26 protein-coding genes are annotated in these 24,552 nt (G+C 68.9%); 2 read left to right on the top strand and 24 right to left on the bottom strand.

The window, feature by feature from the left end; genetic code table 11:
- Positions 1-77: 77 nt before the first annotated feature.
- The 8 genes from ACP7AZ_RS06360 to ACP7AZ_RS06325 all read right to left on the bottom strand — a co-directional run bounded on the left by ACP7AZ_RS06360 (position 78) and on the right by ACP7AZ_RS06325 (position 8,011).
- Positions 78-566, bottom strand: a complete 489-nt coding sequence (locus ACP7AZ_RS06360) for a cytochrome c-type biogenesis protein (protein ID WP_426037169.1) — start codon at positions 564-566, stop codon at positions 78-80.
- Between the two features lie 158 nt (positions 567-724).
- Entirely contained in the window at positions 725-2,716 is a 1,992-nt protein-coding gene (locus tag ACP7AZ_RS06355; protein WP_426037167.1) for a heme lyase CcmF/NrfE family subunit, read from the bottom strand.
- Positions 2,713-3,204: a cytochrome c maturation protein CcmE gene (ccmE, locus tag ACP7AZ_RS06350; RefSeq protein ID WP_426037165.1), complete on the bottom strand. Its 492-nt coding sequence runs from the start codon at positions 3,202-3,204 to the stop codon at positions 2,713-2,715. Before ccmE ends, ACP7AZ_RS06355 begins: the two co-directional genes overlap by 4 nt.
- Positions 3,205-3,274: 70 nt before the next feature.
- Positions 3,275-4,087 (bottom strand): c-type cytochrome biogenesis protein CcmI, encoded by an 813-nt coding sequence (gene ccmI, locus ACP7AZ_RS06345; RefSeq protein ID WP_426037163.1) that lies wholly within the window; start codon positions 4,085-4,087, stop codon positions 3,275-3,277.
- 17 nt (positions 4,088-4,104) lie between these two features.
- Positions 4,105-5,496 carry a hypothetical protein gene (locus tag ACP7AZ_RS06340; RefSeq protein ID WP_426037161.1) on the bottom strand — a complete coding sequence of 464 codons (1,392 nt, stop codon included), beginning with the start codon at positions 5,494-5,496 and terminating at the stop codon, positions 4,105-4,107.
- Between the two features lie 92 nt (positions 5,497-5,588).
- Complete coding sequence (locus ACP7AZ_RS06335) at positions 5,589-7,016, bottom strand: sensor histidine kinase (protein WP_426037159.1); 1,428 nt, start codon at positions 7,014-7,016, stop codon at positions 5,589-5,591.
- Positions 7,013-7,693, bottom strand: coding sequence for a response regulator transcription factor (locus tag ACP7AZ_RS06330; RefSeq protein WP_426037157.1), 681 nt, complete (start codon positions 7,691-7,693; stop codon positions 7,013-7,015). The genes ACP7AZ_RS06335 and ACP7AZ_RS06330 overlap by 4 nt, the downstream gene beginning before the upstream one ends.
- Before the next feature lie 21 nt (positions 7,694-7,714).
- Positions 7,715-8,011 carry a hypothetical protein gene (locus ACP7AZ_RS06325; protein ID WP_426037155.1) on the bottom strand — a complete coding sequence of 99 codons (297 nt, stop codon included), beginning with the start codon at positions 8,009-8,011 and terminating at the stop codon, positions 7,715-7,717.
- Between the two features lie 199 nt (positions 8,012-8,210).
- On the opposite strand from ACP7AZ_RS06325, the gene ACP7AZ_RS06320 reads away from it, so the two are divergent.
- A complete protein-coding gene (locus ACP7AZ_RS06320; protein ID WP_426037153.1) occupies positions 8,211-8,588 on the top strand; it encodes a hypothetical protein in 378 nt (125 codons plus the stop codon).
- Between the two features lie 96 nt (positions 8,589-8,684).
- Here the strand turns inward: ACP7AZ_RS06320 and ACP7AZ_RS06315 are convergent, their stop codons facing one another.
- A complete protein-coding gene (locus ACP7AZ_RS06315; RefSeq protein WP_426037151.1) occupies positions 8,685-9,488 on the bottom strand; it encodes a PhzF family phenazine biosynthesis protein in 804 nt (267 codons plus the stop codon).
- A 49-nt stretch (positions 9,489-9,537) separates the two neighbouring features.
- Between ACP7AZ_RS06315 and ACP7AZ_RS06310 the strand changes: the two genes are divergently transcribed.
- Positions 9,538-9,972 (top strand): GNAT family N-acetyltransferase, encoded by a 435-nt coding sequence (locus ACP7AZ_RS06310; RefSeq protein WP_426037149.1) that lies wholly within the window; start codon positions 9,538-9,540, stop codon positions 9,970-9,972.
- On the opposite strand, the gene ACP7AZ_RS06305 is transcribed toward ACP7AZ_RS06310, so the two are convergent.
- The 15 genes from ACP7AZ_RS06305 to tolQ form a co-directional block, all read right to left on the bottom strand.
- Positions 9,945-10,526: a nucleotidyltransferase family protein gene (locus ACP7AZ_RS06305; protein ID WP_426037147.1), complete on the bottom strand. Its 582-nt coding sequence runs from the start codon at positions 10,524-10,526 to the stop codon at positions 9,945-9,947. The genes ACP7AZ_RS06310 and ACP7AZ_RS06305 overlap by 28 nt on opposite strands.
- Positions 10,523-11,335 carry a bifunctional hydroxymethylpyrimidine kinase/phosphomethylpyrimidine kinase gene (thiD, locus tag ACP7AZ_RS06300; RefSeq protein WP_426037145.1) on the bottom strand — a complete coding sequence of 271 codons (813 nt, stop codon included), beginning with the start codon at positions 11,333-11,335 and terminating at the stop codon, positions 10,523-10,525. Before thiD ends, ACP7AZ_RS06305 begins: the two co-directional genes overlap by 4 nt.
- Positions 11,336-11,380: 45 nt before the next feature.
- The gene (gene folP, locus ACP7AZ_RS06295; protein WP_426037143.1) at positions 11,381-12,196 is read right to left on the bottom strand and encodes a dihydropteroate synthase; all 816 of its coding nucleotides are present in this window, start codon (positions 12,194-12,196) and stop codon (positions 11,381-11,383) included.
- Between the two features lie 31 nt (positions 12,197-12,227).
- Entirely contained in the window at positions 12,228-12,530 is a 303-nt protein-coding gene (locus ACP7AZ_RS06290) for a winged helix-turn-helix domain-containing protein (protein WP_303694190.1), read from the bottom strand.
- Positions 12,531-12,534: 4 nt separating this feature from the next.
- Positions 12,535-13,182 carry a hypothetical protein gene (locus ACP7AZ_RS06285; RefSeq protein WP_426037141.1) on the bottom strand — a complete coding sequence of 216 codons (648 nt, stop codon included), beginning with the start codon at positions 13,180-13,182 and terminating at the stop codon, positions 12,535-12,537.
- Positions 13,183-13,242: 60 nt separating this feature from the next.
- Entirely contained in the window at positions 13,243-14,457 is a 1,215-nt protein-coding gene (locus ACP7AZ_RS06280; protein ID WP_426037139.1) for an acyltransferase family protein, read from the bottom strand.
- 111 nt (positions 14,458-14,568) lie between these two features.
- Positions 14,569-16,518, bottom strand: a complete 1,950-nt coding sequence (gene ftsH, locus ACP7AZ_RS06275; RefSeq protein ID WP_426037137.1) for an ATP-dependent zinc metalloprotease FtsH — start codon at positions 16,516-16,518, stop codon at positions 14,569-14,571.
- Between the two features lie 56 nt (positions 16,519-16,574).
- The gene (gene tilS / locus ACP7AZ_RS06270) at positions 16,575-17,858 is read right to left on the bottom strand and encodes a tRNA lysidine(34) synthetase TilS (RefSeq protein WP_426037135.1); all 1,284 of its coding nucleotides are present in this window, start codon (positions 17,856-17,858) and stop codon (positions 16,575-16,577) included.
- Between the two features lie 80 nt (positions 17,859-17,938).
- A complete protein-coding gene (locus ACP7AZ_RS06265; protein ID WP_426037133.1) occupies positions 17,939-18,793 on the bottom strand; it encodes a tol-pal system protein in 855 nt (284 codons plus the stop codon).
- Positions 18,794-18,833: 40 nt separating this feature from the next.
- Positions 18,834-19,946 (bottom strand): DUF3667 domain-containing protein, encoded by a 1,113-nt coding sequence (locus tag ACP7AZ_RS06260; protein ID WP_426037131.1) that lies wholly within the window; start codon positions 19,944-19,946, stop codon positions 18,834-18,836.
- 220 nt (positions 19,947-20,166) lie between these two features.
- Positions 20,167-20,721 carry a peptidoglycan-associated lipoprotein Pal gene (gene pal, locus ACP7AZ_RS06255; RefSeq protein WP_426037726.1) on the bottom strand — a complete coding sequence of 185 codons (555 nt, stop codon included), beginning with the start codon at positions 20,719-20,721 and terminating at the stop codon, positions 20,167-20,169.
- Positions 20,722-20,844: 123 nt separating this feature from the next.
- The gene (gene tolB, locus ACP7AZ_RS06250; protein ID WP_426037129.1) at positions 20,845-22,254 is read right to left on the bottom strand and encodes a Tol-Pal system beta propeller repeat protein TolB; all 1,410 of its coding nucleotides are present in this window, start codon (positions 22,252-22,254) and stop codon (positions 20,845-20,847) included.
- Between the two features lie 139 nt (positions 22,255-22,393).
- Positions 22,394-23,224, bottom strand: coding sequence for a hypothetical protein (locus ACP7AZ_RS06245; RefSeq protein ID WP_426037127.1), 831 nt, complete (start codon positions 23,222-23,224; stop codon positions 22,394-22,396).
- 3 nt (positions 23,225-23,227) lie between these two features.
- Positions 23,228-23,695: an ExbD/TolR family protein gene (locus ACP7AZ_RS06240; protein WP_426037125.1), complete on the bottom strand. Its 468-nt coding sequence runs from the start codon at positions 23,693-23,695 to the stop codon at positions 23,228-23,230.
- Between the two features lie 3 nt (positions 23,696-23,698).
- Complete coding sequence (tolQ, locus tag ACP7AZ_RS06235; protein ID WP_426037123.1) at positions 23,699-24,472, bottom strand: protein TolQ; 774 nt, start codon at positions 24,470-24,472, stop codon at positions 23,699-23,701.
- Positions 24,473-24,552 lie beyond the last annotated feature (80 nt).

The following is a 24,552-nucleotide window of genomic DNA, read 5'->3' as shown; positions in this document are numbered from 1 at the left end:
ACAGGCGCCCGTTTCGCCTTGTGATATAGGGCTATGGCGACTTTCGCCAACCATTGCGCCATGACCCTTGGTCCGCCTCAACGCCCGTCGTGAGGCGCGGATGCGTCAGGATCGGGGCGAACCGTTTCCCTTTGGAGAAGATCGGCCAGCCGACGTTCCTCATCGGGCGAAAGCAGCGCGGTTTCGACGGCCTTGCGACGCGCGAAAACGAACAGGGCGAGACCGCCGATCAGCGCCAGCAGGGCGGGTCCGAACCACAGCAGCCAGGTCCCGGTCCGCACCGGCGGGGTGAACAGGACATAGTCGCCGTAGCGGCGCACGAGATCGTCCCTGACCGCCTGGTCCGTGGCGCCCGTGGCGATCTCCTCACGGATCAGACGGCGCATGTCACCGGCGATCCCGGCCGGGCTGTCGGCGATGGATTCGTGCTGGCAGACGACGCAGCGCACGACCTCGAAAATCGCCTGGGCGCGGGCTTCCTGACCCGGCGAGGCCAGCGGCCGGTCCGGCGGGGCGGCGGGTTCCTGGGCGAGGGCGGGGCCGGACAGGGTCAGGGCTGCCAGCAATATGACCAATACAAATCCGAGCATCCCCGCGAAGGCGGGGATCCAGTGCTTTGGGCGATCAGCGGCGCCGAGCGCGCGTTGCCCGTGAACCGAGACGCCGCAGTCTTGGCTAAAACCTGGGTCCCCGCCTTCGAGGGGATGCACGGAAGAATGGGAGCTCATGCAGCCACCCGCCTGCGCCCGCCCACCGCCAGCCTCAGCCGTCGATCGAACAGCGACAGCACCCCTCCCAGCGCCATGACGAACGGCCCGAGGAAAATCAGCCGCGCCCACGGGTTGTAGTAGACCCGAACGGTCCAGGCCTGGGCCGCCTCAGGGGTGCTACGGCGCTCGCCCATGACGACATAGACGTCGTCCAGGCCCCGGAAATCGAGCCCGACCTCGGTCGTCGTCTGCCCCCCGGCGGGGAAGAAACGGCGCTCTGCCGTGACGGTGCTCGGGACGGCGCGGCCATCGGTCGAGGCCACCGTCAGCGTGCCGCGTTCGGCCAGATAGTTGGGGCCCTCGACGATCTCGACCTTGTCGAGCGTCACCACCCAGCGTCCCGCATGGACCTCCCCGCCGATGGGCAGGGGGGCGGCGGCCTCGACCTTGAAGCCGGTCTCGACCACGGCGCCGAGCACGAACAGGCCCAGACCGGCATGAGCGAGCGTCATGCCCCAGGCGCCGAGCGGCAGGCCCCTGGCCCGACGGCCGACCTCCGCCAGCGGAGCCCGGAACAGGCGCACCCGTTCGACCACCTCGGCCAGCGCCCCGAGGATCAGCCAGGCCCCGACGGCCAGACCCGCGGCCGCGAAGGCCTTCCTCGGCTCGAACGCCAGCCAGCCAACGAAGCCGCAGGCGATAGCAAGCGCCGCGGCGAGAGCCAGTCTCTGCATTGCCCCCTTCAGGTCGCCGCGCTTCCAGGCCAGAAGCGGCCCGGCCGGCAGGATCAGGAAGGCCACGGCCATCAACGGCGTGAAGGTCAGGGCGAAATAGGGCGGGCCGACCGAGATGGTGGCGCCCGTCGCCGCCTCCAGGATCAGCGGATAGAGGGTGCCCAGCAGGACCGTCACGGCGGCGACCGTCAGGAACAGGTTGTTCAGCACCAGGGCGCCCTCGCGGCTGACCGGGGCGAACAGCCCGCCGCCCTTCAGCTGGGGCGCGCGCCAGGCGAACAGGGCGAAGGCCGACCCGGCTGTGAAGCCCAGGATGCCCAGCAGCATCAGCCCCCGCTCCGGATCGACCGCGAAGGCGTGCACGGAGGTCAGGACGCCCGATCGCACGAGGAAGGCGCCCAGCATGGAGAAGGTGAAGGCCAGAAGCGCCAGGAACACGGTCCAGCCCGCCAGCGCCCCGCGCCGCTCGGTCACCACCGCACTATGAAGAAGCGCCGTGCCCGCCAGCCACGGCATGAAGCTGGCGTTCTCGACCGGGTCCCAGAACCACCAGCCGCCCCAGCCGAGCTCATAGTAGGCCCAGAAGGCGCCCAGGGTGATCCCGGCCGTCAGGAAGACCCAGCTCGCCAGGGCCCAGGGCCGCACCCAGCGTCCCCATGCGGGCCAGAAGCCGGAAAAGGCCTTGCCCTCGATCAGGGCGGCGACGGCCAGGGAGAAGGTCACCGAGAAACCGACATAGCCCGCGTAGAGCAGGGGCGGATGGATGGCGAGCGCCGGATCCTGCAGCAGAGGATTCAGCGACATGCCCTGGAACGGCGCCGGGTCGATCCGCGCGAACGGGTTGGAGGTGAAAACCGCAAAGGCCAGGAACAGGGCTCCCAGCCCGCCCTGCACCCCGACCGCCGAGGTCTTCAGCCCGAACGGAAGCCCCCTGGCACGCGTCAGGGCCGCGCCGAACCCGGTCATGACCAGGCACCACAGGACCAGCGACCCCTCGTGGCTGCCCCAGGCGGCGGCCACCTTGTAGAGCATCGGCTTGTCGGTGTGGCTGTTGCTGGCGACGTTGGCGACGGAGAAGTCCGACGTCGCAAAGGCGAAGATCAGGGCTCCGAACGCCAGGGCCGTGGCCAGGGCTGCGCCCATCGCCGCGCCTTCTGCTCCGCCGGCCAGCAGGGGACTGCGACGCCAACGGCCGGTCGCCGCCAGACCGGTCTGCAGCACCGACAGCATCAGGGCGAGGATCAGCGCGAAGCCGCCGAATTCGACGATCACAGGGCTTGGCTCTGCACAGGCCGTGCCGTCGATGCGCCGCCCTCAGGCCGCCATTCGCCCTTTTCCTTCAGCCGGTCGGCAACCTCGCGCGGCATGTAGTTCTCGTCGTGCTTCGCCAGAACGGTATCGGCGTGGAACACGCGGTCGGGGCCGAACCGGCCTTGCGCAACGATCCCCTGCCCCTCGCGGAACAGGTCCGGCAGGTCGCCCTCAAAGATCACCTGGCTGGTCGCGGCATTGTCGGTGACGGAGAAGGCGACGATCGTACCGTGTTGCTCGACGCTGCCGGCCTCGACCAGTCCCCCAAGGCGGATGACCCGACCGGCCGGCGCGGCGTCCGCCGTCGCCTCCGACGGCGAGAAGAAATAGGTCACGCTGTCCTGCATGGCCCAAAGCGACAGGCCGACGGCGAGCGCCAACACCGGTGCGGCGGCGGCCACGACCCACAGGCGACGACGCGCTTTCGGTGATTTGGGAAGCCAGCTCATGGGCGGACGACGGGTTCCGGAAACGGAGAGGTTGCGCCGTATAGCGCCTGTACAGTCGGGCTCCAACGGGTCATGCGGCCGCGTCCAGGCGACTGACCAGATCGGTCCGGCGCGGATCGGCCGGATCCAGCACGGCGATCAGGGGCGCCCAGACCTCGCGCGCCTTCGCCACATCGCCCCGGGCTAGGGCCGCTTCACCGACGAAATAGCGCGCGCCCAACTGGTCCGGGTCGAGGGAAAGCGCGCGGGTGAAGGCCGCCTCGGCGTCCACACCGACCTCCCCGTCCTGCGCCCGCACCAGACTTTCGCCCAGACGGGACCAGCTGGTGGCGTCGTTCGCATCCAGCGCCAGAGCCCGACGGAAGGCCGAGGACGCGCCGATGGGATCACCGGCCTCGAACCGGGCCGCGCCCAGCATGATCAGGGCGGTGCGGTTGTCCGGCTCGCGTTCGACCGCCCGGCCGAGCACGGCGGCGATCCGGGGCGCGTCGAGGGTCTCCGGGCTGGAGGCCCATTCGTCGATCCGGCGCTCATAGGGCTGGTCCGGCAGTCCCGGGTCGCCGAAGACGAGATACAGGCCCAGAGTCGCCGCGACCGCCCCGACCAGCCCGACCAGAACGATCGTCCGGTCCCGCCCGCCAACGCGAGGCACGGCGTCCGGCGACGCGCTCGTCAGCAGCCGTCGTCCCGCCTCGGCCCGTGCGGCGGCCCAGGCGTCCTCGTCCAGCAAACCTCGCGATTTGAGGCGATCCAGCTCGGCCAGCTCGGCCGCGCCGGTGTCAGACAGGGGCGGCTCATGGTCCGCGCGGCGCCGGGCCACGCTCAACACCAGCAGCCCGGCCAGCGCCGTGGCGAGTCCGGCCAGGGTCCAGAAAACGATCATCCGCCCTGATTAGCGGATCAGGCGGCCCGGGGCGAGCGCTCCTGCGTCGCAGCGGACGACGGGCGGGCGCCGGCGGCGGCGGCACGGCGGCGGGCGGTGCGGGCCGCGTCGGTCGCCTCGATCAGCAACAGGCATTTGGCCAGGGTCTCGACCAGGGCGAGCGACTTCCGCTGATCCGGCGCATCGCCGGCGTTCACCGCCTCGACGACCTGATCGACATAGACGGTGACCCGCTCGGTCACCGACTGCACCAGCTGATAGCGCAAGGATTCGCAGCCGAAGACCTGGGCCGCCGTGCGGATAGCGCCCAGCAGGGTCAGCAGGACGATCGCGGCCTGAACGGCCTCCAGCGGCGGCGCCTCGGCCTCCAGATCGGGCGCCTGACGGGTCATGCGGCCCGTGGTCTTGACCGCCTTGGACGGCATCAGCCGGTCCAGCGCCTTGTCCAGAGATCGGAGCGACTTGGACAGGGCGCCGTTGATCCGGTCACGGGCCTCCCGCGCCTGCTTGCCCCAGTCCCCCTCGGGATCCAGTTTCAGCGTGGCGTCCAGCTCGCCCAGGGTCTCGGCGCACCAGGCGATGTCGGTGCGCACCCCGGGGCCGGGGTCTGCCTTGGCGCCCGGCTTGTAGGAGGCGATGCGGGTGATGCGAGCCTCGACCTCGGCGATCAGGCGATTGACGAAACCGGCCATTTCCGATTCCGAAAGGAAGCCTTCCTTGGCCGCCGCATGAGACGAATGCACCACCAGCCGCAGGATCAGGGAGGCGTCGCCCAGGTGGGCGAACATGATCTCCAGCATGCGCGGCCCGCCATCGACGGTGATCTCGGCGCAGTCCCGGATCAACAGCCGCAGCTCCGCCAGTTGGTCGCCCGTCGGTCTCAGGATCAGGTCGGGCAGGTTCAGCAGGCCGCGCCGGGCCATGGCCGCCAGGTCAAAGCACAGGGCCAGTTCGTCCAGCCCCTTGATGCGGGCCGCATCGTCGCTGCCGTTCGACGGCCAGACGACCTCCGGCTTGTCGCGCACGGCGGCAGCGGCGGCCACGCAGATGCGGTCGGCGACCGCGCACATCTTCGGATTTTCCTCGATCGGACGATAGTCGTCGAGCGCCAGCAGCAGCTCTGGCTCCACGCTCGAGGCCGCCTTCCACAGGCGAGGCAGCACGCCGGCCGGGAAGGTCAGAGATTCGACACCGTCGGGGCGCCGCTGAAACATCGGCAACAGGGGGGCGAAGGCGATGGCGCGGCGGCGGCGGTCGATGCTTTCGTCAGCCAGCATGATGCTGAGCGCGGCGGCACGCTCTCCGGGCATCTGGGCGACGGCGCCCGAAAGGATCGTCAACACGCGGTCGGGCACACGCTCCAGCATCTGGGCGAGCACTGCACGCTGCGCGACCGAAAGCTCGGCCATGCCACACTCCGTCAACCGCGAAACGGCGGCCAGGAAACACGGTGAAGGCGCGAGGTTAAGATTCCGGAAGCGGAGATTCCGGCCCCGCAGTCTCAGGACTCGGCTGCGGGCAGTTCAAGCACGGCCTTGAGCCCGCCCAGATCGCTGGCCGCCAGCGTCAGCCGGCCGCCATAGGCGCGGGTCAGGTCGTCGACGATGGCCAGTCCCAGACCCGACCCCGGCGCATCCTCGTCCAGACGGGCGCCCCGCTTCAGCATGCCGTCGCGCTGATCGGCCGGGACACCCGGTCCATCGTCCTCGACCACGGCGATCATCTGGCCCAGGCCGCTGGCGCCGGCGGAGACCCGCACCCGGCGCGTCGACCATTTGCAGGCATTCTCCATCAGATTGCCGAGGATCTCCTGCAGGTCCTGACGCTCACCGAGGAAGGCCAGGTCGTCGGGTGCGCGCCAGTCGATCTCCACGTCCTTCGACTGGAACACCCGCTCCAGCATGACCGCCAGTTCGTCGATCACCTCGCCCACCGGCGTCTTTTCGCCCAGGCCGTGGGCGGCGCGGGCGGCGGCGCGGGCGCGGCGCAGGTGGTGGTCGACCTGGCCCTTCATCACCTCGGACTGACGCCGGACTATATCGGCCAACGGCCCTGCGTCGGTCCCGGCCTCGGCCAGCATGACCGATAGCGGCGTCTTCAGCGCATGGGCCAGGTTGCCGACGTGGGTGCGCTGGCGCTCGACGACTTCCTGATTGTGGTCCAGCAGGCGGTTGACCTGTTCGGCCAGGGGCTGGATCTCGGTCGGATAGTCCTTCTCGATCCGGGCGGCCTTGCCCTTGCGTACATTGGCGATCTCGACGCGCAGATCGAACAGCGGCCTCAGCCCGATCTGGACCTGCAGGAAGACGGCGATGACCAGGCCGATCCCCAGGATCAGCAGCGCAGTCCAGGTGAAGGTCGCGAACTGGCGGGTATCGACATCGATCTCGGACCGGTCGAGACCCGCCATGAAAACGAACGGCCGTCCGTTCAGCGACTTCATGCTGGACGCGATCTGCAATGGCTGGGTCCCGTCCGCCAGGATGCCGGGATCGTTGTAGCTGAGGGTCGCCCCCATCGCCGCCCGCAGCCGCTCGGGCAATTCCGGATCGACGTACAGGCTCTCACCCGCCAGGGACGGAGACTTCGCCAGCACGGCGAAGCCGCCCTCGGCGTCCACCTCTCCGACCATCCAGTATTTTCCGGACAGGCCGCGCAGCGTCGGGGCGTCCTTGATCTCGGCGACTCTCAGGCCGTCGGGCGTCATGACGCTGGCGATGACCACGTCGTCGATCACGGCGCTCAGCTGATTGTCCAGACGGCGAAGGGCGCTCTCGCGATACTGGCTGGTCAGCATCCAGCCGGTTAACATCAGGGCGACGATGATCCAGGCCGAGGCGAGCCAGATCAGACGGCGCGTGAGGCTGCGGCCCGGCCGGCCGAACCAGCGTCCCCAGGACGGTTTTGGAACCGCCGGCGTCTCTGTCACGCCGCCTCGGACTCCCCGGCGAGCGGCGTCAGGCGATAGCCGAGGCCGCGCACGGTCTCGATCCGGTCCGCCCCGACCTTCTTGCGCAGCCGGCCGATGAAGACCTCTATGGTGTTGGAATCCCGGTCAAAGTCCTGGTCGTAAAGGTGCTCCACCAGTTCGGTGCGGCTGATCACCCGACCCTGGTGCATCATCATGTAGTGAAGCAGCCGGTACTCAAGCGACGTCAGCCGCAAGGGCTCGCCGTTGACTGTCGCACGCGCCGCGCGCGGATCCAGCCGCAGCCCGCCGCAGGCCAGGGTCGCCGAGGCGATTCCTGCAGACCGCCGCAGCAGGGCCCTCAGGCGCGCCAGCAGTTCCTCGGTATGGAAGGGCTTGGTCAGATAGTCGTCGGCCCCGGCGTCGAAGCCCGCAACCTTGTCCGACCAGGCGCCGCGCGCGGTCAGGATCAGGACCGGCGTCGCCTTGCCGTCGCGACGCCAGCGTTCCAGCACCGACACGCCGTCGATCTTGGGCAGGCCCAGGTCCAGTACCACCACGTCATAGGGTTCAGTGTCGCCCAGGAAATGGGCTTCCTCGCCGTCGGCGGCGTGATCGACCGCATAGCCGGCGTCGCCCAGCGCCTGCTTCAGCTGGCGCGACAGGTCGGCGTCGTCTTCGACCAGGAGAACTCGCATCGTGTTGGTCCCTCGTGTCCGTCAGCCGCGCGAGTCGACTGAGATGTCGATGATCTGACCGTCGCGCTCGAAGCGGAAGACATAGCTGTTGCCGCGCAGGCCCAGCGAGCCGACGAAGCGGGCGCCTCTGGCGCGCGACTGGGCAATCCCCTGGGCCTCCGCCTCGCTGATGCGACGCGGCTCACGCTGGAACTCCTGCCCGCTCCTGTCCCCACCGCGATCGCGATCGCCACGGTTGCCACGGTCCTGCGCGTTCGCGGCGCTCAGCGGCGCTGCGGCGATCAGGACGGACAGAAGGAGGACGGACAGGCGGGTCATGGGGCGTCTTATGAGGCCGGCGCTCTGAACGGCGGCTGAACACGAAGCTTAGGGACGTTTAACTTCCGGGGAAACGGGCCTCTCGCAGGGGATGAACGGAACCTGACCCGGTCCGTTCAGGATCGGCTCAGTGGCGATCAGCTTTCATCAGGTCAACGCAGCCGATCGCGGTTGTGGCGATCTGAGATGGAGAGATCCGATGATGAAGAAGATGCTTGTTCCCGCCCTCGTCCTCGCCGCGGTCTCGGCCGCCGCCCTGCCGGCTGCGGCCCAGAACTACAATCGTCCCGGCCAGCACCAGAACGACAATCGCGGCGCCTACGGCGGCTGGCAGTCGATCAACGTGCGTCAGGCCAATCTGGACCGCCGCATCGATCAGGGCGTCCGCAACGGCCAGTTGAGCCGCCGCGAGGCGACCCGCGTCCGCAGCGAGTTCAACGCCCTGCTGCGCCTGGAGGCGAATTACCGTCGCGGCGGCCTGACGGCCTGGGAACGGACCGACCTTGATCGTCGTTTTGACCGTCTGTCGGCCTCGATCCGCGAGCAACGCCGCGACCGCGACAATCGTCGCCACTAACGGTTCGTGAGCTTCGGGCGGCTGTGCCGAAGACACGGTCGCTCGCAAGGCGGGGGGCGTGGTCCGAAAGGGTCGCGCCCCCTTTCCGTACGTGGATCAGAATCGCAACACCGACCCCATGACGGTCACGGCATGCCCGCGGATCAGCACCCGGTCGCCCGCAAGCTCGGTCTCGAACCGCGCGCCCCGCCCGGGATAGGCCTGTTCGAAGGTGACGTTGCTCCGATCGAGCTTCATCGCGAACAGGGGCGCCAGGCCGCACCGGGCAGAGCCGGTCGCCGGATCCTCGTCGATTCCGCAGCCGGGTCCGAAAAACCGATCCACGACATCGACCCCGTCATCCGACAGGGCCGCAGCGATCACCTGTCCCCGCTCCATCGCCCCGTCGCCGAACGTCAGCAGGGCCGGAATGTCCGGGGTCAGGCCGCGCACCGTCGCCGCATCCGCCATGACCGCGATCAGGTATCGACTGGCCCAGACCTCGACCGGCGCGGCGCCGAGGGCCTTGGCCAGCCCCACCGGCGTCTCTACCCGGGTCAGCGGATCAGCCGGAAAGTTCATTTCGTAACCCTCGCCGAACCGCCCCACAGTCAGCGGGCCCGACGCGGTGTCGAAGGTCAGTTGACGCGCCTCCACACCCAGCTCGCGCCACAGCACATGCGCCGCCGCCAGGGTGGCGTGACCGCACAGGGACACCTCCACTGTCGGAGTGAACCAGCGCAGGTCGAAACGCGCCCGATCGGCCGTGCTGCGCAGAAAGGCGGTCTCCGAGTGATTGTTCTCCGCCGCCAGCGACTGCATCCACCCGGTGTCAGGCCAGGTGTCCAGCGGCTGAAGCACGGCGGCAGGGTTGCCCATGAACGGGCGTTCGGCGAAGGCGTCGACGGTCCACTGGCGCATACCGCCGAGCTTAAGCTAGGACGCGAGGTGAGACCAGACGGACCCGCCCATGACCGCCGCCCTGACCACTGATTTCAACGAGGCCCGCCTGCGCACGGCCTGGCGTTGGATCGCCGAGGAAAGCTACTGGGGCGCCCGCATTCCGTGGACCACGTTCGAGCGGGCCTGTCGCGGTTCGCTCTGCTTTGGTCTGGTCGAGGACGGAGACCTGCTCGCCTTCGCCCGCGTCATCACGGATCAGGCCACCTTCGCCTGGCTGTGCGACGTATTCGTCGACGAGCGGGCGCGCGGCCGGGGTCTGGGCAAGCAGCTGATGCAGGAGATTCTCGGCGATTCCCGACTGCAGGATCTGCGTCGCTGGGGCCTCGCCACCGCTGACGCCCACGGCCTCTATTCGCAATACGGCTTCGAAGCCGCGGACCCTCTGCGGCATATGGAGCGCGTCGACCGGGATATCTATCCGGTGTTGTCGCCGGCGACCTGAAGCTCGGGCCAGCGCGAGCGGGCGCTGGCGACGACCTTGCCCCAACCCCGGGCCAGCGGCCGGTTCGGATTGGGCCGGATGACCATGTCGAACACGTCCTGAAGCCCGAACGGCGCGGCGACGCTGATCGTATCGTCGTCCTCCAGCCGCACCCCGATCCCGAAGGCCGGCGCCACGAACCGCTCCAGGGCCGCGTCGGTATTCGGCAGCGGCTCATAGTCCTCGCCGAACCGGTCATGGAACCACAGATGCACCCGCGCCTGGTTCCGCACCTCGACATCACTGCGGAAGGGCTCGTCGAAGGCCGCCGCGACCCGCTTTATGACCCCGTCCTCCGCGTCCCACGATGTGTCCGGATCGAAATAGCCGAGGTCGAAATCCTTGCGGCCATACCCCACGGGCCGGCCCGTCAGTGCGTTCCACACCGACTGATAGACCGCGCCGGAAAAGACACGCCAGTCAGGCAGGTCCAGCCCGCGCACAGTCGTCAGCACATGCATCAGGTCGGCGTCCGCCCGGACGATCTCGACCAGCCGCGTCTCAAGATCGCTCATCGCGCGTCCCTCAGGGGCCAGCCATGATCCAGCGGGCCGTGGCCATGGCCCAGGCCGGGGGCGCGCCGGATCGCCTCGGAGACATAGGCCCAGGCCTCGGCCACCGCGACCTCCAGCGGCCGGCCCTGAGCCAGACCCGCCGCGATCGCGCTGGCCAGGCTGCAGCCGGTGCCGTGGGTCGAGGTCGTTTCGAGGCGGGGCCCCTCCAGCAGGGTCTCACCCGATGGCGTGACCAGCAGATCGACGACGGTCTCCCCCGGCACATGGCCCCCCTTCATCAGCACCGCCCGGGCTCCGAGCTCCAGCAGCGCCGCCCCTGCCCGACGCTGCCCCTCCAGGTCCTCAACCGCGATCCCGGTCAGGGCCTCGGCCTCCAGCGCATTGGGGGTCAGCAGGGTCGCGCGCGGGATCATCAGGCTTCGCACCGCCTGCACCGCGTCGTTGTCCAGCAGGGCCGCGCCGCCCTTGGCCACCATGACCGGATCGACCACGACCGGCGCACGCGACGTATCGAGAATGGCTGCGACCCGCTCGACCACCGCCACCGAGCCCAGCATGCCGGTCTTGATCGCGTCGGCCCCGATGTCGTCCAGCACCGCCCGCGCCTGCGCTTCGATCAGATCCAGCGGCAAGGGGTGCACGCCGTGTACGCCGAGCGTGTTCTGCACCGTGATTGCGGTGATCGATGTCGCCGCATAGCCGCCCATGGCGGTCACGGCCTTGATGTCGGCCTGAATTCCCGCCCCGCCGCCGGAATCCGAACCTGCGATGATCAGGACGCGGCCGAGGAAGGAAGATGATTGTGACATGGCGGCTGGATGCGTCACCGGCGCGGAATCGGCAAGGCCCGCCCTCTACCAGGCGGCGGCCGCCACCGCTGCCTGAACCGCCAGGGCCTGCACCGTTTCACGCACATCGTGGACTCGGATCACCGACGCACCGCGACGGGCGCCTTCCAGCGCGAGGGCGATCGAGCCGCCCAGCCGGTCGCCCGCCTCCGTCGCCGACGGGTCGATGTTCCGGATCATGCGCTTGCGACTGGCCCCCAGCAGCACCGGGAACCCCAGCTCCGCCAGCGTTCCCAATCCGGCGATCAGCGCCAGATTGTGCTCGATCGTCTTGCCGAAGCCGATGCCGGGATCGAGCGTGATCTTCTCGCGCCCCACCCCCGCCGCCATCGCCGCCTCGGCCCGGCCGGCCAGATAGTCGCGCACCTCGGCGACTACGTCGGCATAGCGCGGCTCGACCTGCATGCTGCGCGGTTCGCCCAGCATGTGCATCAGGACGACGTCGCAGCCCAGTTCCGCCGCGACCTCCGGCGCATCAGGGGAATACGTCAGCGCCGTCACGTCGTTCCAGATCGTCGCCCCCGCCGCGACCGCCGCCCGGGCCGCCTCGGGCTTCATCGTGTCGATCGAGATCGGCCCGTGCCAGCGCGCGTGCACCGCCGCGATCACCGGCGCCGTCCGCGCGATCTCCTCGTGCACAGCGACCGGTTCGGCCCCCGGCCGCGTGGATTCTCCGCCGATGTCGAGGATGTCCGCCCCGTCGCCGATCAGCCGCATCGCCTGGGCCAGGCCGCCTTCGACCGAGGCGTGCAGGCCCCCGTCGGAGAAACTGTCCGGAGTGACGTTCAGGATGCCCATGACACGGGGCCGGATCGAACTCATGCGCTGTTCCCGGCCCTTTTCTGCGGCGCCATCAGTCCCTCTTTCCGATCAGTCCGCCCAGGGCTTCAAGATAGGCGGCGAAAGCCTTTCGGCCAGAGGGGGTCAGGGTGACGCGGGTCAAGGGCTTGTTGTTCTGGAAGCTCTTGTCAATCGCGACATAGCCGGCCTCATCCAGCTTCTTCAGATGGACCGACAGATTGCCCTGGGTCGCCTCCAGCACCGTCTTCAGCTCGGTGAAGTCGGCGGTCTCTACGTCGGCCAGATAGACCATGATCCCCAGCCGCATGCGGCCGTGGATGACCTCGTCGATCCGGCCAAGATCGGTCAGGGCCATGGAGTCAGGCGGCCTTGCTCTGGGCTTCCCGCATCATGATCCAGCCCGGCAGGGCGAACAGCAGGAACAGGGCGGCTGTGCAGACATAGAGATACTGGTCCGGCTGGCGCACCAGCAGCCCCAGCGCCACCGCCGTCAGCCAACCGCCCGCCGCCGTCGCCAGCATCCACGCCTTCTTCTTCAGCACCCAGGCGACCGACCACGCCGCAGCCTGCAGCCCGAACACCACGGCCGGATAGTAGAGCCAGAGGGCGAAGTCGTTGTCCCGCCACGCCCCGACGCCGAAGATGATGATCATGGCCAGATTGACCATGCCCGCGCTGGAGAAGCCCGCGTTCAGCGTCCGCGTCGCGAGCGGCCCGCGATTGCCGCCGCCCTTGCGCATGTCACGGATCGAGGCCCAGGCGATCGTGGCGCAGACCGCGATGGTGATGCCGATAACGAAGGCCAGGTTGGCCAGGTCCGGCCAGCGGATCACGCCGAAGATCTGGCCGATGTGGAACAGACACTGGATCCCGTAGAGCAAGCCCCCTGCCAGATAGCAGATGGCCATGGTGATCGACGGCTTGCCGCCGCCCTCGACGATCGAGCGCAGGAAGGCGAGGTCGGCCTCGGCGGACGGCTTCGTGGAGCTGGCGGGCTTGGAGGGCATGGGCGATTCTCATCTGCGACCGGCGCGCCCGGGGTGGACGAGCCGGTCCGTCTTGGCAAGCTATTCGGCGGGAACGGCCGCGACGGGCCGAGCCTTGCGCCACGGCACGCGCCGCCCGTTCAGCCACCGGCCCATGAAGCTGTGGCGGATCAGCAGCTCATAGGTGATCAGGCAGACGGCGAAGACGCCCAGCGACACGCCGCCCAGCTTGAGCCACCACGGCCCCGCCCAGTCCTGCACCCAGACCTGGGCCAGCATGACCAGCGGCAGGTGCAGGATGTAGACCCAGTAGGAGGCGTCGGCGAGATAGCGCCGGATCGCGCTTTGCCCCGACAGGAAGCGAAGGCACAGCCCCATGGCCGCGAAGGCCGAGGCATAGACCGCCAGGGCCGTCACCGCTGCCGCGATCGCCTTCTCGTCCGTCAGCTCGACCATGGGGGTGATCTTCGGCCCGCCGGCCAGACTGTAGGCGGCGGCGCCCGACACCACGGCGATGGCCAGGAACAGCGGCGTCCAGGCGGCGATCCGGTTCAGCAGGTCGCGCCGACGGTCCAGCAGGAAGCCCAGGCCGAACGCCATGCCGAACCCGACCAGCGACGCCGTATGGGGAACCAGTCCCGCATCCGGCGTCGGCACGGCGAAGAAGGCGATCCATTTCGGGTCCAGATACAGGGCCAGGGCCAGCGGCGCGGCCAGAACGGCCGGGGTCCATGGGCCGATCAAGGCTCCGGTGACCCCGTCCACGACCCGCCCCCAGCCGCCGTCCTTGTCCAGGATCGCGAACGGCGCGCGCAGGATCAGGACCGCCGCGTAGAACAGCGTCAACACGTATAGGAACCAGAGATGGGTCAGCGGGACGTTGGTCCAGTCGTAGGTCGGCGGCGGAGGCGGCGGAGCGCCCGGCACGACCAGGCCGTTGACGTAGGACGTCCAGATCAGGGCTCCGACGATGCCGACCATGACCGGGAACCAGAAGGCAGTCAGCGGTCCCGTGATCCGCAGCACCCGGTCCTTCGCAAAGCTCAGCCACCCCCGACGCGCCAGCATCATGTGGGCGAACAGGCCGGCGATCAGGAAGAAGGCGGTCATCCGGAACAGGTGGATGGCGAAGAACAGCCCCGCCGCGGCGATGGACCGGCTGTCGTCGGCGACGATCCAGATCTGCTGCGGAAAGAAGGCCAGGCTGGCGTGCAGGACGACACCCAGAAGCAGCGCGCCCGCCCTCAGGGCGTCCAGGCCGTGCAGCCGCTCGGGCCGGTCGATGTCGGTGGTCATGATGGATCTCCCCTCGGGTTGGGAAACCGTTTCTCACAGACTTGTTTGGATCGCAAACTAGTTCATCAGAAAGAACCCCGCCTCGATCTCTCAAGGCGGGGTTCCGGAGGCCTAGTGGACGGTCGGGTGCTGTTCCGAGGCCACGACACTGACGCCGTCCGACACAGGGGTAACCGGCACGGAGACCGAGGGACCGGCGTTGGGGAAATTGTTCTCGTCGCGGTTCGGCGCGGCGCCCTTCTCCAGCAGATCCTTGATCTCCTCGCCCGACAGGGTCTCGTACTCCAGCAGGGCCTGGGCCAGGGTCTCCAGGTCGGCAGCCCGGTCCGTCAGGATCTGGCGCGCCTCGTCCCAGCCCGAGGTGACCAGTTTGCGGACCTCGGCGTCGATGGTGCGCGCGGTCTCTTCACTGATGTTCTGGCTGCGGGCGACCGAGTGCCCCAGGAAGACCTCCTGCTCGTTCTCGCCGTAGGCCACGGTGCCCAGGACGTCGGAGAAGCCCCATTGGGTCACCATCCGGCGCGCCAGCTTGGTGGCCTGCTGGATGTCCGAAGAGGCGCCGGAGGTGATGTTGTCCTTGCCGAAGATGATCTCCTCGGCGACGCGGCCGCCGGCCAGGATGGCGATGCGATCGATCATCTGCTGGTATTTCATGGAATAGCGGTCGCCTTCCGGCAGCTGCATCACCATGCCCAGCGCCTGCCCGCGCGGGACGATGGTCGCCTTGTGCACCGGGTCGGCCATCTTGACGCTCATCGCCACCAGGGCGTGGCCGCCCTCGTGATAGGCGGTCAGGCGGCGCTCTTCCTCGTTCATGGCCATGGATTTGCGCTCGGCGCCCATCATGACCTTGTCCTTGGCGTCCTCGAAGTCTCGCTGGGTGACCATGCGCCGGTCCTTGCGGGCCGCCATCAGGGCCGCCTCATTGACCAGATTGGCCAGGTCGGCGCCGGAGAAGCCGGGCGTGCCGCGCGCGATGGTCTTGGTGTTCACGTCGGCGGCCAGGGGCACGTCCTTCATGTGCACGCGGAGAATTCGCTCGCGACCGGCGACGTCCGGGTTCGGCACCACGACCTGACGGTCGAAGCGGCCGGGACGCAGCAGGGCCGGGTCCAGCACGTCGGGACGGTTGGTGGCGGCGATCAGGATGATGCCTTCGTTGGCCTCGAACCCGTCCATCTCGACCAGCAGCTGGTTCAGCGTCTGCTCGCGCTCGTCGTTGCCGCCGCCGAGACCCGCGCCCCGGTGACGACCGACAGCGTCGATCTCGTCGATGAAGATGATGCAGGGCGCGTTCTTCTTGGCCTGTTCGAACATGTCGCGCACGCGGCTGGCGCCGACGCCGACGAACATCTCCACGAAGTCCGAACCCGAGATCGAGAAGAAGGGCACGCCCGCCTCACCCGCGACGGCGCGGGCCAGAAGCGTCTTACCCGTACCCGGAGGGCCCACCAGCAGGGCGCCCTTGGGGATCTTGCCGCCCAGTTTCTGGAACTTGGCCGGGTCCTTGAGGAAGTCGACGACCTCCTGCAGCTCCTCCTTGGCCTCGTCCACGCCGGCGACGTCGTCAAAGGTCTTGCGACCCTTGTGCTCGGTCAGCAGCTTGGCCTTGGACTTGCCGAAGCCCATGGCCCCGCGCGCGCCGCCCTGCATCTGGCGCATGAAGAAGATCCAGACGCCGACCAGCAGCAGGATCGGCAGCAGGCCGATCAGCAGCCCCTGCCACCACGACTGGCGCGTGGTCTTCACATCCACCTCGGCGCCCGAGGCGCGGATGGCCTCGACCAGACCCTCGTTCGGATAGGGGGTGGTGGTCACGAAGCGGGTGTCATTGCGATAGGTCCCGGTGACCTGATCGCCGCGAACCGAAACGTCCTTGATCTGACGGCCTTCGACCGCAGTGACCAGTTCCGAATAGGTGATCGCATCGGGCCGGCCCTGCGCCTGGGCGCCGGGGGCCTGGCCGGGCATCGTCGCGCCGCCATTCTGGCTGATGGCGGCATAGACGGCCAGCAGGCCCAGTATGATCACGCCCCAGATCGCCAGGTTACGCAGGTTCATTGGTCTGAAATCCTCGTCGCCGACCTCGTGAGCCGGCAGATGTTACGTCATTGTCGTCAAAATAGGTCAGGCGGCGGCGTTTCGCCATGGATGGTTCCTGCAAGGTCGCTTTCCTGCGTCGTTTCGCCCGAGGACGCCCACTGGGCGAGGCTCAGACGGCGCGGTCCCAGGGTGCGAACCTCGGCCTTTCTCCATGCAAGAACCGGCGCACCCCCGCCGTCCCGGATCAGGACCGGCAGGGCGGCCCGCGCCCAGGCGGGGACGGCGGCCACGACAGAGCGATCCGCCTTCGACAGGGCGTTCAGGCGACCCAGCGCGGCAGCAGCGATCCAGCCGGGTTCGCGTCCGGTGATCTCATAGCGACCGTCCCAGACAACGGACACCCCCGGGTGCAGGGCGAGCTCGGCGACTGGCCGACGGCGCATCTCGCCCGCCTCGCGGCCGACGATAACCGTCTCCCCCAGCGCCTCGACCCGCGCGCCGGCGAGGGTGGCGATGAAGTCTTCGCCTGCATTCAACCGTTCCGCCAGCCTCTCGAGCCGATCCCCGCGCGGGGGCACCTCGCCACCGGATGCGCACAGCAACACCGCTGCGAGCTCTGCTGCATCAATCGATCGATCGATCTCAATTCCCTCTCCCAGAGGGAGAGGGCTTGAGCGCACGACGGCTGGTCGTCGTTCTTGCGCGAAAGGGTGAGGGGTTGGCGATAACCGCCGAAGGCTGCCCCTCACCCTTTCGGCTGAAGACGCATCGCTACGCTCTGCGAGCCTCAAGCCCTCTCCCCCCGGGAGAGGGTTCAATGCTGCACGCGCCTGCCCTCGCCCGAACGCCGCATTCCCCGGGTCCTCGATCCAGTCCTCCCCGGCCTCGCGCAGAATGGCACGCAGCGCCTCGCGCCCCTCCTCCAGCATCGGACGCAGCAGCATCAGCCCCCGCCCCTCCGGCCAGGCTGGCGATGGCGACCATTCCCGCAACCGGCCCAGGGGCGTGCCCCGTTCCCGCATCCAGTCGCCCTCGGCGATGTCATCGGCGGTGTGGGCGAACAGCAGGACCTTCGCCCCCGCCTCGCGCGCGGCCTCCGCAATCAGGGCATGCCGGGCCCGGCGGGCGGCGGCGGGCAGGCCGGTCGACGGCTTCGCCCCCTCCCAGCGACGCTCGATCCAGTCCGCCCCCGACGCCCGGGCCACGGCCTCGCAGCGCCGGCTCCAGTCGCAGCTGTCGGGGTTCAGCCGATGATCGAAAGTGATCGCCAGCAGCCGTCGGCCTGACGCCCGGGCCCAGGCCGCCGCGATCCGCAGCAGCGCCATGGAGTCCCCGCCGCCGGACAGGGCCAGGGCCACGGGATGATCGACGTCCTTCTGAAGCCGCGCCTCCAGCCGCGCCGCGACCCGCCCTTCCAGCCCGGTCGGTTCGGTCGGGTTCAGCGGCAGCCTGCCCGCGTGCGGGTATCGGTGGCTATGGCGCGCAGGGCCGGCGTCGAGGTCGCCTGATAGCGCCGGACGTATTCGCCCAGGGCCGCACAGGCCTGCGCGTCCCGGTTCGTCGCTTCCAGCCCGCGCGCGAGCTTCAACGTCACTTCTCCGGCCCACGGCAGGGTCGGCCAGCCCGAGAGGGCGGTGGCGTACTGCTGCACCGCGCCGGCCTGGTCTCCCGTGGCGCGGATGATGTCGCCGATGCGCCAGACGGCTTCCTTGCCCGACGGCGTATCCGGCCAGTTGGTCGCCACGGCCTCCAGAGCGGCGCGCGAGGCGGCCGGGTCGGTCACGGCGCGGGCGGCGGCCAGGTCGGAAACCGCGTCCCCGGTCGGCGAGCGCGGCCCGCGCGCGGCCTCCTCGGCGGCGGCGGCGGCGGCTCGGGCGGCGTCCTCGGCAGCGCTCTCGATCCGTTCGACGCGGGCGTCCGCATCGTTCAGCCGGCCGCGCAGGGCGGCATTGTCACGGTCGCTCTCGTCGAGCTGGAAGGTCAGTCGCTCGATGTCGCCGTTCACGCGCTGGACGGTCGCCTCCATGTCCTGCAGTCGGCGATCCATCTGGGACACGCGTCCCTGCAGGGCGATCAGTTCGGGATCGGACTCGACCAGCAGGGGCTCGCCCTGACTGTTGCGCTGCGTCAGGGCGCGCTCGAGCCGGCGGACGTTGCGGTCCAGAGTGTCGAGGCGGCGCACATCCCACTGGATGGCCGGCAGGGGCTGGGTCTGGGCGATGACCGCGCCGCCGACAAGCCCGAGGGCCACGGTCGCGAGGGCGATGTTCCGGAAGGAGAATGGGCTGTTCATGACGCTACAGCTTTCATCGTTTTGCGGCGCCCGCAAGGCGTCAGGCCCCGAGGCCTAGCGCGACAATGGCCACGAGGAACAGGGTCGAGACCAGCAGGCAGAAGACCAGCAGGAAGCATGTCCGCCACAGCGCCGACCAGATCGACAGCCCATAGGTCCCCTTCAACTGGGCGAACATATGCGCCGGAACCGCCAAGGCGCCGACAAGGCTCAGAAACCCGGCCAACCAGCCGTTCATCCGCCCCAGAACGCCCAGCAGCATGAACAGGATGGACATAAAGGTCAGGGAATACAGCACGAACACCCCGTGGTCGTACCAGGTGAACCCCCGTTTCCAGGCGAACAACAGCCAGAGGAACGGGATCGACATCGGCACCAGCAGAAAGGCGAACTTGTAGGTGGTCTGCTGGAATTTGTAGACGGCCAGGTCGGGGTTCGCGAGCTTGTGCAGGATCTTCTCCTGCATTGTCTTGTCGCCGAGCCCGATGCGGATGTTCCCGTTGTGGGCCATGTCGGCCATGCTCGCCTGCCAGCTGCCGACGGTCAGGCCATCGGCGCGCGGGCCGCTCGCCTTCGCCTCCTTGAGCGCCTGAAGCTCGGCTTCCGCCCCCGCCAAGCCGGCCTGCAGACCGGCCCGTGCCCCCTCTGCGCCCGGGCTGTCCGCTGCGTTTCTGGTTTCAGCCTCGGCGATCTGGGCCCGCAGGTTGGTGATCGCAGTCTCCGTGCCGGCGATCCGCTCGTCCACGCTGCGCGTCTCGGTCGGCATGAGGGCGGCCCCGCCGAAGCTCAGGGCGAAGAACATCAGGAAGACGGTGAACAGGAAGATGGCCAGGGGCGAGACGTAGCGGGTCCGCTTGCCCTCGATCCACTCGCGCGTCAGCCGACCGGGATTGGCGACCAGCAGCGGCAGGGTGCGCCAGATGCGAGCGTCAAAATGCATGACCCCGTGCAACAGCTCTTCGCCGAGGTGCAGCAGGGTCCGGTGCACATGGGTCGGCTGGCCGCAGTTGGCGCAGAAATTGGCCGTGGTCGGCTCGCCGCAGTCGCTGAAGGTCCCGGCGTGCTCGTCGCCTGCGACGCCGCCCGGCTTCTCGACCGCCCCCGCGATCAGGGCGCCGGTCGCCAGACCGCCCGCCGCATCGATATCCACCATCGCCCCCTCCACGCACGCTGCACCCTATGTGCAGTGCAGCGGAGGAGCGAGCAAGGGCGGATCTGTCTCCTCCCCGTGCGAACCATGGGGAGGTGGATCCGTAGCGAAGCGAAGGAGACGGAGGGGTTCTTGCCGCTCCTCAGAACCCCTCCTTCAGCTCGCAAAGGGGCTCGCCGACACCTCCCCATGCGCACGGGCGCACGGGGAGGAGACAGGCTTCTTACTGAGCGCCTGAAACGATCGCCGTGTGGCCGTTACGGTTGCGGGCCCACGAGTCCTCGCTGGCCCCTTCCGCGATCGGGCGCTCCTTGCCGAAGCTGATCGTGTCGATCCGGCCGGCCGAAACGCCGCGACCTATCAGATAGTTGCGGACCGATTCGGCGCGGCGGGCGCCCAGGGCCAGATTGTATTCGCGCGTGCCGCGTTCGTCGGCGTTGCCCTCGATGCGGACCGTGATCTGCGGATAGCGGGCCAGCCAGGACGCCTGGGCGTCCAGGCGCGGATAGGCCTCGGGGCTGACCGAATAGGAATCGAGGTCGAAATAGATCCGGTCGCCTACGTTGACGACAAAGTCCTGTTCCGAGCCGGGCGCGCCCGAACCGATATTGCCGCCGTCGATGCCGCCGTTGCCGGGACCCGGGTAGGCGGGGTTGTCGATCGCCGGTGCGCCCGTGCCGTCAGCCACGCCGGTCACCGGGCGACGGGGCGCGCAGGCGGCCATCGAAAGGGCGACCAGACCGACCAATGCGAACCTGGTCAAGTTGGATGCGGTCATCATCGGGTCATCTCCTCATTGGCGGTCCTGCGAAGCTTGAGCATAGGTCGCGAACCGTGGCTTTTGTCTGTGCCGTCTCCGGCGATAACGCACTGTTGTTCGGGCGGGTCCCCCGAACGGCTTTTACGAAGAGCAGCTGTCGGCCCCCTGACCGACGCCGAGGTTGTTGGGGCTGTCGTCCAGCAAAGGCGACCAGGCGGGATCGGACCCCCGCCCCTGGTAGCCAGACTGGGCGATGACGCGGCCGGACAGATCAACCATCCACAGGTTGGTGTTCCCGCCGCGCGTCTGGCGCGAGAACATCAGATAGCGGCCGTTGGGGGCCCAGGACGGGCCTTCCTCGAAATAGGACCGGCTCAGCATCCGCTCGCCGGAGCCGTCGACGCCCATTACCCCGATGCCGAACTGGCCGCCGCCGGACTTGGTGAAGGCGATCAGGTCGCCGCGCGGGCTCCAGGCCGGGGCCGTATAGCTGCCGCCGCCGCGCGAGATCGGACGCTGGTTCGACCCGTCGGCGTTCATGACATAGAGCCGCGGAGTCCCCGTCCGGTCGGAGTTGAACACGATGCGCGAGGCGTCGGGCGAAAACGACGGCGAGGTGTCGATGCCGGGATCATTGGTCAGGCGCGACAGCTGGCGCGTCCGCAGGTTCATCACATAGACATCGGTATTGCCGCCACGGATGATCGAGAACGCGACCTTCGACCCATCGGGCGAATAGCGCGGCGCGAAGGCCTGGCCGTCGAACTCGCCGAGGCTTTCACGACGGCCCGTGGTCAGGTTGTAGAGGTAGATGCGGCTGTAGTCCTCGCCCAGCGCCATATAGGTGATCTCGTCCGGGTTGGACGAAAAGCGCGGCGTCAGGATGATCTCCGAGCCATCGGTCAGGAAGACGGGGTTGTACCCATCCTGGTCCACGATCGCGAGGCGCGACAGGCGGTTCAGCTCGGTGCCGCTCTCGGCGACATAGATGATTCGGGTGTCGAAAATGCCGGTCTCGCCGGTCATCCGGGCATAGACGACATCGGCGATCTTGTGCGCGATCCGGCGCCACTGCTCCGGCGTGGCGGTGAAGTTGTAGCTGACCAGTTGGCACTGACGGTAGGGGTCGTAGAGGCGGAAGCCGAAGTCGTTGCGGCCGTCCGGGCGCGGCGTGACCGAGCCGTAAAGCACCGCCTGGGCGCCGATCTGGGTCCACTGCTGGAAGTTCGGCGCATTGGCCAGGGTCAGGCCGGTCTCGATGAAGCTGGCCGGGTTGATCGGCTCGAAGAAGCCCGAGCGCCGCAGGTCTCCCGACAGGACGTCGGCGATCGACGTGCCGTTCTGGCCGCTGAACGGCGCGACCGCGATCTGGAACGGACGCAGCACCCCCTGGTCGATCTCGACCTCGATCGGTTCCCCGGTCTGGGCCGGCTGGGCCTGGGTCTGCTGGCGCGACGGACCGTTCAGGTCACGGGCGGACTGGGCCTGCGCGAAAGAGGTCGCCGCTATGCCGATAGCCGCGACGGTGCTCAGAAGCAGGTTCAGACGCATCGATGTCTCCAGGCGCAGCGGGAATGTCCCGGTCCTTATCGCCAGACCGTGTGACAAACGCCAGCATGGCGGCGAATGGGGCGACTTTCGGGACGGCAACCTTTGCCGGGCGAAGCGTCAGGGATGGTCAGGATCGCAATCAGCGGTTCCGGCACGCCCGTTCGGTGACGAACACCGGGCGATAGGCGCCGCCGGGGAACCCTGCGGGCACGTCGAAGGGCGCGGTCTGACGAATGGCGCGCAGGGCGCCGTCGGCGGCGGCGCGATAGACGGAATCGGAGCGCGGATTGCGCAACGTCGGCCCCGCCGTGATCCGCCCGTCGGCCGACAGGGTCAGGTCCATCTCGATCCGCAACTGGTTCGCGCCCGGGATGTCGCAGGGCAGGGTCCAGTTCGGATAGACTTGGTTGAAGATGGCGGTCAGCTGAGGCCCGGTGGCCTGGGGCGCGCGGCCGGCGCCCTGTTGGCCCGTGGGCGCGCGGGGTCCCGGAGTCGGCGCGGGACGGCGCGGACCCGCGAGGGAATCCAGATCCAGCGACGGCTCGGTGCGACTCGGCGGCGCTGGCCGCGGCGGGGTCGGCGCCGTGCGAGGCGGGGTCGGACGAGGCGGCGCCGGACGCGGCGGCGTGGGGGTCGGCGTGGGCCGGGGCGGCGTCGGACGCGGGGTCGGCGCGGGCGTCGGGCGCGGCGCGGGCCGGCTCGGGGCCGGCGGCGTGGGCGCGGGTGGCGTCGGTTCGGGCGGAGCCTCGACCGGGGCCGTCGCCGCGTCGTCCGTGACCAGCTCCTCGGATGGATTGTCGGGGGCCGCGGCCTCGATCACTTCAGACGAGACGATCGACACCGGCACCGACGACACCGTCGGCAGGATCTCGGTCTCGCTCTCGGGCCAGCGGATCAGGAACATCGCCGCCACGCCCGCGTGCAGCAGGATGGCGCCCAGGATCGCCGGTGACGGACGCGAGGCCGCCATGGCTCAGCCTCCCCCGCCCGGAGCCGGTTCCGCCGTGTCGGTGATCAGGTTCAGCTTGGTGAAGCCGGCCGCCGACAGCCGCGCCATGACCCGCGCCACGGCCTGGTAAGGCGCGCGTCCGTCGGCCCGGACGAAGATCGACAGCTCCTTGCGGTCCACGCCATCGGCCGCATCCGCGACCCGGTCGGTCAGGGCGTCATAGGCCGTCTCGTCGCGCTGGACGAAGATCGCGCCCTCCCGGTCGATCGACACCGTCACCGGCGGCTTGTCGGTCTCGACCGCGCTGGCCTCGGTCTTGGGCAGCTCCACCGGAACGCCGACGGTCAGCAGCGGCGCCGAGATCATGAAGATGATCAGCAGCACCAGCATCACATCCACCAGCGGCGTGACATTGATCTCGCTCAGCGGCCGCTTGCGGGCGCGGCGTCGGCCCCGAACGTGGCCGCCGCCGCCGCCTCCACCCATCGCCATGGCTCAGACGCTCCGGCGGAAGGACAGGTCGGGAGCGGACGGCGGCGGGGGCGGCGGAGCGACCGGGGCCGAGCCTCCGCCCAGACGGCGCGCCACGGCGGCCTGCAGGTCGTCGGCGAAGCTCTCAAGCCGGCCGGTGAACTTGCCCGCGTCGATCGAGAACTTGTTGTAGGCGATATAGGCCGGGATGGCCGCCGCCAGACCCACGGCCGTAGCGAACAGGGCCTCGGCGATGGCCGGTGCGACCGTCGTCAAATTGGTGTTTCCCGCCGCCGCGATCCGCCCGAAGGCGTTCATGATGCCCCAGACCGTGCCGAACAGGCCGATGAAGGGCGAGGCCGTGGCGACCACTGACAGTACGCCCAGGCCTTCCTCGATCCGCTGGCCCTCGCGCGCGATCAGGGAATCGATGCTGCGGTCGATGCGCGAGATCAGGAGATTGCCCTCTGTATCTGTCATCGGACCCTTGCGACGCGTCTCGCGCCAGTCCGACAGGGCGATCACCAGCATGCGCGGCAGGGCGTGGGCGGGCTCCGGTCCCGCCTGGGCCGCCACATCTTCCAGCGACCGGCCCGAGGCGATAGCCTTTTCGAAGGCGTTCGCCTGGGTGTTCAGGGCGGTGAAGCGGAACGCCTTGTCGATGATGACCGTCCACGACCACACCGAGGCGACGGCCAGCCCGACCATGACGCTCTTCACCACCCAGTCGGCGGTCAGGAACAGGGTCACCGGGTTAAGCATCGAGGCCTCGGAGGCGACAGTGGCGGCGACAGTCATGGGCGGATCCTGGGGAGAACGGTCGGATTCTATCGAGCCACGTGGCGTGGCGGTTCTATGGCCGAAGGGCCGATGGAGTG

The sequence above is a fragment of the Brevundimonas sp. DC300-4 genome, from assembly GCF_049897365.1.
In the GTDB taxonomy this organism is placed as follows: domain Bacteria; phylum Pseudomonadota; class Alphaproteobacteria; order Caulobacterales; family Caulobacteraceae; genus Brevundimonas.
This window is presented reverse-complemented; position numbering and strand designations above follow the sequence as displayed.